At 43.3% G+C, this 6,492-nt stretch carries 6 protein-coding genes and 4 tRNA genes; 3 read left to right on the top strand and 7 right to left on the bottom strand.

The features are described 5' to 3' along the window. Positions 1 to 100: 100 nt before the first annotated feature. From CXF65_RS05525 to CXF65_RS05535, 3 genes are all read left to right on the top strand, one after another. A tRNA-Ser gene (locus CXF65_RS05525) sits at positions 101 to 190 on the top strand. Positions 191 to 373: 183 nt separating this feature from the next. Then, positions 374 to 450: transfer RNA gene (locus CXF65_RS05530), tRNA-Arg, on the top strand. A 286-nt stretch (positions 451 to 736) separates the two neighbouring features. After that, on the top strand, positions 737 to 1,390 hold the full coding sequence (locus CXF65_RS05535; protein WP_101211330.1) for an RDD family protein: 654 nt from the start codon (positions 737 to 739) through the stop codon (positions 1,388 to 1,390). A 42-nt stretch (positions 1,391 to 1,432) separates the two neighbouring features. Here the strand turns inward: CXF65_RS05535 and CXF65_RS05540 are convergent, their stop codons facing one another. The 7 genes from CXF65_RS05540 to CXF65_RS05570 all read right to left on the bottom strand — a co-directional run bounded on the left by CXF65_RS05540 (position 1,433) and on the right by CXF65_RS05570 (position 6,293). Continuing rightward, positions 1,433 to 2,410, bottom strand: coding sequence for a calcium/sodium antiporter (locus tag CXF65_RS05540; RefSeq protein ID WP_025651867.1), 978 nt, complete (start codon positions 2,408 to 2,410; stop codon positions 1,433 to 1,435). Positions 2,411 to 2,579: 169 nt separating this feature from the next. Further along, positions 2,580 to 2,960, bottom strand: a complete 381-nt coding sequence (panD, locus tag CXF65_RS05545) for an aspartate 1-decarboxylase (protein WP_025651868.1) — start codon at positions 2,958 to 2,960, stop codon at positions 2,580 to 2,582. A gap of 159 nt (positions 2,961 to 3,119) precedes the next feature. Then, positions 3,120 to 3,701 carry an aminoacyl-tRNA hydrolase gene (pth, locus tag CXF65_RS05550; RefSeq protein WP_101211331.1) on the bottom strand — a complete coding sequence of 194 codons (582 nt, stop codon included), beginning with the start codon at positions 3,699 to 3,701 and terminating at the stop codon, positions 3,120 to 3,122. A 205-nt stretch (positions 3,702 to 3,906) separates the two neighbouring features. Then, a complete protein-coding gene (locus CXF65_RS05555; protein WP_025651870.1) occupies positions 3,907 to 4,596 on the bottom strand; it encodes a 50S ribosomal protein L25/general stress protein Ctc in 690 nt (229 codons plus the stop codon). 322 nt (positions 4,597 to 4,918) lie between these two features. After that, a complete protein-coding gene (locus CXF65_RS05560) occupies positions 4,919 to 5,866 on the bottom strand; it encodes a ribose-phosphate pyrophosphokinase (RefSeq protein WP_025651871.1) in 948 nt (315 codons plus the stop codon). A 110-nt stretch (positions 5,867 to 5,976) separates the two neighbouring features. Continuing rightward, positions 5,977 to 6,052, bottom strand: a tRNA-Gln gene (locus tag CXF65_RS05565). Between the two features lie 165 nt (positions 6,053 to 6,217). After that, positions 6,218 to 6,293: transfer RNA gene (locus CXF65_RS05570), tRNA-Gln, on the bottom strand. Positions 6,294 to 6,492 lie beyond the last annotated feature (199 nt).

A 6,492-nucleotide genomic window follows, 5' to 3' on the forward strand; every position in this document is an offset into this window, starting at 1 on the left:
CACGACATAAGACGTATCATTAGCATCGATACTATGTTTAAAAGAGTATTTTTTAAAAGTTGTTTTTATAAAATATTTTGATAAGTGTCTTAAATCGTTCGGTGAAGTGGGTGAGTGGCTGAAACCAGTTCCCTGCTAAGGAACCATACGTGTAAGCGTATCGAGGGTTCGAATCCCTCCTTCACCGCCATTTATTCAGTTGTTAGTAGAGTAGTAACGCAAAGACAGCGTTAATTGTCTTTTTAGTAAATGGTTCAAAAATATTTTGAATTTATCTAATAAAGATATTGACACAAGCGATATTATCTATATAATGACCAACCTAATTTGCTGCAATTGTTATCAACACCGCAGTAGATGATGTGCAAAATACGCGCCTGTAGCTCAGTTGGATAGAGCACTTGGCTACGAACTAAGGGGTCGGGAGTTCGAATCTCTCCAGGCGCACCATTTGCATACTGGCTTACATTATTAATCTAGTGATTAAGCTAACAAAAAACCTAAATCAATCGCCTGTCTTATGACAATTGGGCGATTTTTTTATGTATGTAGCTTTTATCTCTATAGCTTCTATAAGTCTTCTATTTATAAAACGACTGTTATATCTCCCATCTTCCTTCTACATTTGAATAGACAGTCTTTTGCATCTGACGTCTTCTCGCATCATAATGTACGATAGGCGCTTGAATTACGGTACAATGAGCGCTCTATTTTTCGCTTGTTATGGGCTTGTATCATGTCTAAATCGTCGTCAAAAGCGGCTACTAAAGCCAAATTATCACCAAAAACCCCAAAGCCTCATATCTCTGAAGCCGAAGAACCGACGATTGCCAAACCTGGTACGCGTATGGCGGCTATTCTTTATGACGGTATGTTGGTTCTAGCGTTGTTATTTTTGGTAGGCACCATACTGACGGTGATTGGCACATTATTGACTATGGACACCGGCACGCAATCACAAGAGGCCAAATCACTGCCGACATGGTATCAAAACTTTATTATGACGCCGTCTTTTATACTGACGTTAGTGGGATTCTATGGTTTGTTTTGGCGTCGTAGTGGTCAAACGCTAGGGATGCAAACGTGGCGTCTAAAGACGGTCAACAATAGTGGTCATTTGCTGACGTGGGGGCAGTCTTTTAAGCGTATTTTAGCGGCTAGTCTTATGCCGCTTATATTTGGCATTATTGGTAGCGTCATCGATGGCACGCGCGCTATTTTATTAACCAGTGCTTTATTGGGCTTCGTCTTTAATTATGCCTTTTGCCTGTTTAATCGTCGCGGACTCGCGGTACAAGATATGCTATCGAATACCATTACCTTAAAAATGCCAAAAACCGAGAATGAAAGTTTATGGCGGGTCATTAGAAACCGCAAGCAAGGAAAATAAACCGCACTATCATCACCATAGTCTGTCAACACACGTTAAGCGTTACATGTTGGCTGTCTGCATCAGCCATAAAGTATAGCCGACGAAAAACATGACTAAGGTCGCGCCAGATATACGACCAAATGGACGCTTGCTCATAAAGGCAAAGACGCACAGTACGACGAGTAATAGAGTGATCAAGCCCATCGCTAAAATATCACGCGACAAGATAATCGGATTGGCAGTGATAGGGGCGATGAGAGCGGCCAGACCAACGACGCCTAAGGTATTAAAGATATTAGAGCCAATAATATTGCCTAGCGCCATGTCATGCTCACCTTTACGCGCTGCTGATAAGCTGGCAACCAGTTCGGGCAATGAGGTACCAACTGCCACGATGGTTAAGCCAATAATCAGCTCGCTCAAGCCCCAAAATGTTGCCAACTCTACTGCACCCCAGACGATGGCTTGCGAGCTTGCTACCAGCATTGACAGACCAATGAATAAACTACCCAAACCCCGCATTAAACTCGGTGCACTATGATCAGCATCGATGACCTCTTTAGTCTCATCTGCGTTATCTGAATTGCCGTCGCGTAAGCTCAGTACAATTTGAACCCCTAAGACAATGACCAGCATTGCCAATAGCACTAGCCCGTCATTTAAGCTCAGCAGCCCGTCACGTAGCTGCCATGCTGCCAATGCGGTAATCGCTACCAGTATCGGCAAATCGCGCCTGATGATGCCTTTATGAATGATGATGGGGCTAATCAGTACCGTTGCCCCCAATACCAAGGCTATATTGATAATATTTGAACCATAAGCGTTACCTAGCGCCAGCTCGGGACTGCCTTCCAAGGCAGCAAGTAACGACACTACCATCTCAGGTGCCGACGTGCCCAATCCTAAAATAATCACCCCAATCAAAAAACTTGGCACGCGTAACTTTATAGCCAGAGCAGTTGCCCCATCAATAAAAATATCGGCACTCCATACCAAAATGGCTAAACCGATTAATACTGCAATAACTGCCAACCACATTAGTAGGTTTCCTTGTGACTCGTAAATGGATAAAAAAACATAAAAAAAGCTGAATCCTATATAGATTCAGCTTCCTTATCGAACACAATTTTTTATAAACTTAACAGCAGCGTCTCGCCGTTAACAACTAAGCTACCACAGCTAAGTTACAAAACGAAAGTTACTACAACTAAGCCACTTGTACTGGAATGATATTCGCTGTGTCTTTGACCGTATTGTCTTCGTTGCAATAGACCAGTTTTGGCTGATAAGTTTCGGCTTCCACTTCATCAAAATGCGCATAGGCACAGATAATGACGATGTCACCTAAGTCGGCCATATGAGCGGCGGCACCATTTAACGAAATAATACCAGAGCCTGCTTCAGCACGGATAGCATAGGTGCGAAAGCGCTTGCCATTGGTCACATTATAGATATCGATAGATTCGTTTTCACGTAGACCAGCCAGATCTAGTAAATCACCATCGATACCACACGAGCCTTCATAATGAAGCTCGGCATGGGTAACACGGGCACGGTGTAACTTGCATTTAAGCATATTAAGTAGCATAGGTTGCTTCCTTAGCGTAACTGATATTAATGAGCGTGACTGCTATTAAAAACTATCATTAGAAAAATGAGATATCAACTGACTTATTAATTAACCAAATCAAGAGGTTAATGGGGACAATATCGCCAAAATAAAAGGCGCTGTTATTCATTCGACCTATTATTCTGGACCTTTGAAACTATTAATCTGAGAGCGAGCTTTTTCAATATCACCACTTAACAGCAGGGGCAAAGCTTCAAACGCGGCGCTCAAGGCGCTATCAATGGCAATTTGCTCATCGGGGGAAGCTTTTGATAGGACGTGTCCGCTGACTTTAGACTTGTGTCCCGGATGCCCAATACCCACGCGCAGGCGATGAAAGTCGTTGCCAATATGCGGCGTGATATCGCGCAAACCGTTATGACCACCATGTCCGCCATCGGTTTTGAGCTTGATGCTGCCCGCTGGAATATCGAGCTCATCATGGGCAATCAGCAACTCATCATTTTGGATGCCATAAAAGTTGACCATAGGCACCACTGACTGACCGGATTTATTCATAAAGGTCAGTGGCATCAATAGCCGCACGTCATGCCCATGAATTTGTCCGCGTCCTGTTACCCCGTGGAATTTTTTGTCAGGGGCGAGCGTGATGTTGAACTGCTGCGCCAAATGATGGACGAACCAAAACCCTGCATTATGACGCGTAAACATATACTGCTGACCGGGATTACCAAGACCGACAATAAGTTTTATGGCCATAAAAACCCCTTTCTTAGCTGTAATAAATGAGTGATAAGGTTTGAAAAGTAAGACGACTCTATAATATTTAGGCTACACAATAGTTGTCCTACTTTTCAAACCTTACTTACAAAAACAGCAGGAGATATTTATCACCTGCTGCTTTCTAACTAAACAAACCTTTATCTACGTAGCATACGATAAGTCACTACATAGCGATTGTTTATTATTCGTCGTCTTTCTTGTCTTCAGTTTCGCCTTCAGCATCTTGCTCAGTGGCTGGAACGTCAGCTGCATCCACTTCTTCAGCGTCTTCGTCAACTTCTTCAACCGTTGGTGGCTGCATGTTAACGATCGTGCGATCATGACCGTCTTCTAGTTCAAGTTCATGAATAACAACACCTTCAGGAAGTTTGATGTCTGATAAACGGAACAAATCACCGATTTCCATACCAGATACATCTACTTCTAGGTATTCAGGTAGCTGTGATGGTAGGCAGATGATTTCGATATCAGATACTAGCGTTGATAGTACACCAGCAGCAGCAGTACCCGGCGCATCTTCACGACCAGTGAAATGCACAGGAACATTCATGTGGATTTTTTGACCTTTCACAATACGCTGGAAGTCAGCATGCATTGGGAAGCCTTTAGCTGGATGGCGCTGCAAGTCTTTGATAACGGCTTGATGCTCTTCGCCGTCAACATTGATGGTCAAAATGTGCGAGAAGAAGGCTTCGAATTCAAGTGATTTTACCAACTCGTTAAGCTTGATAGAGATCGCTGTTGGCTCTTCGTTACCACCATAGATGATAGCAGGCACAAGATTCTGCTTACGTAGGCGGCGGCTCGCACCTTTACCTTGTAGTTCAGCAGCACGATCAATGGCGTTTAGTTCAAAATGATTAATGCTCATGGATATAATCCTATAGAGAGTATGTGAAGTATCTACCAGTAATAACAGACTTGCGACCAGTCTATCACTGGATAATCAATACTTTAGAAAGTATCAATCATGTCGCTAAGTATAAAAATACCTAAAAATAATAAAGATTAGCTAATGATGAATACAGGCGCGCATTATACGTGATTCTTTAACAATAATAAAGACCTACGTGAAATGGCTATTTAAAGTGAATATACAATAAACAACGAAAAGTGATTAAAAAAAACGCCAAGTCATAAAACTTGGCGTTTTTTTAACAGATTTTTTAGTAACGGACAATCTTAAGCGTTACCTAAGCGTCAAACATCGCACTGATAGATTCTTCGTTATTGATACGGCGCAAGCTCTCAGCCAGCATCGGGGCGATACTTACTTGACGAATTTTGCTACAAGCTTTGGCGGCGTCAGATAAAGGAATCGTATCAGTGACCACAATCTCATCCAATGCAGATTCATTGATGTTTTTTAGCGCATTACCCGATAAGACTGGGTGGGTAATGTAAGCCAATACGCGGCGTGCACCATTTGCTTTCAATGCTTCAGCAGCTTTGCATAATGTGCCTGCAGTATCGACCATATCATCAACGATGACGCAATCACGGTCGCGAACATCACCGATAATGTGCATCACTTGTGATTCGTTGGCACGCGCACGGCGCTTATCGATGATGGCTAAGTCAGTATCACCTAGTTGTTTGGCCATAGCACGGGCACGAACGACACCACCGACGTCAGGAGAGACGACCATGATATTGTCATAATCTTGCTTTTTGAGGTCGTTTAGCAGCACAGGCGTGCCGTAAATGTTATCGACTGGGATATCAAAGAAACCTTGAATTTGATCTGAGTGCAAATCAACGGTCATGACGCGATCGATACTGACGATGTTGAGCATGTCAGCGACGACTTTGGCCGAGATAGGAACACGCGCTGAACGCGGACGACGGTCTTGACGGGCATAACCAAAGTAGGGCATGACAGCGGTGATACGGCCAGCACTAGAGCGACGCAAGGCATCGGCCATCATCATGATTTCCATCAAGTTGTCGTTGGTCGGTGCACAAGTAGGCTGCATGATAAACACGTCTTTACCGCGCACGTGCTCTTTGATTTCCACCGCAATTTCGCCATCAGAAAAACGCGTGATGTCAGCTTTACCAAGAGGGATGTGTAGGTGGTCGGCGACGGTTTTCGCTAATTCAGGATGGGCGTTGCCCGTAAAAATTGCCAAATAAGGCATGACTGAAGTCCTATTGATTAAATCAAGCAGCGACCGCTAAGCAGTGTCTAACTGCCCAAATATAGAAAAGAGTGATGAAAAATATTGAAGACTACTATTACAGTAAAAAATGGCAGGGGTAGCTGGACTCGAACCAACGGATGTCAGGATCAAAACCTGATGCCTTACCAACTTGGCTATACCCCTGTAATGTACTAGGCAGTACGAGCGCTGAATACTAATAAAAAATTAGACTAGCGTCGTTACCTATTAACCGTCTAAGACGGCGTTCCCTAACGGTGTTCATTGCGAACTATACCGAAATAGGAAAGGTGTTGTCAATTGCTATAAAACAGCAATCCGAACTAAAAATGGCAGGGGTAGCTGGACTCGAACCAACGGATGTCAGGATCAAAACCTGATGCCTTACCAACTTGGCTATACCCCTATTGAGGCGACCTATTATAAGTAGATTTTCAGATTTTGCAAGTCATTTGCGGCTTTTTATGGCTTTTATTCGTAATGGGATGGTTTTGATAGGTGAATGGCAGAAATCGACCATAAGAATTGACGAGTTAATGACATTTTATTGTAGGATTGCATAGGTGAGCTTAGATAGGGTTTGTCTAGAGCAACATTTTTTAAAA

The sequence above is a fragment of the Psychrobacter sp. Sarcosine-3u-12 genome (assembly GCF_002836005.1).
GTDB classification, from domain to species: Bacteria; Pseudomonadota; Gammaproteobacteria; order Pseudomonadales; family Moraxellaceae; genus Psychrobacter; species Psychrobacter okhotskensis.

Excerpts from the sequence above, each read along its gene's own strand:
- CXF65_RS05535 (WP_101211330.1), top strand. The coding sequence starts at position 737 with ATGTCTAAATCGTCGTCAAAAGCGGCTACTAAAGCCAAATTATCACCA.
- CXF65_RS05540 (WP_025651867.1), bottom strand. The coding sequence starts at position 2,410 with ATGTGGTTGGCAGTTATTGCAGTATTAATCGGTTTAGCCATTTTGGTA.
- panD (WP_025651868.1), bottom strand. The coding sequence starts at position 2,960 with ATGCTACTTAATATGCTTAAATGCAAGTTACACCGTGCCCGTGTTACC.
- pth (WP_101211331.1), bottom strand. The coding sequence starts at position 3,701 with ATGGCCATAAAACTTATTGTCGGTCTTGGTAATCCCGGTCAGCAGTAT.
- CXF65_RS05555 (WP_025651870.1), bottom strand. The coding sequence starts at position 4,596 with ATGAGCATTAATCATTTTGAACTAAACGCCATTGATCGTGCTGCTGAA.
- CXF65_RS05560 (WP_025651871.1), bottom strand. The coding sequence starts at position 5,866 with ATGCCTTATTTGGCAATTTTTACGGGCAACGCCCATCCTGAATTAGCG.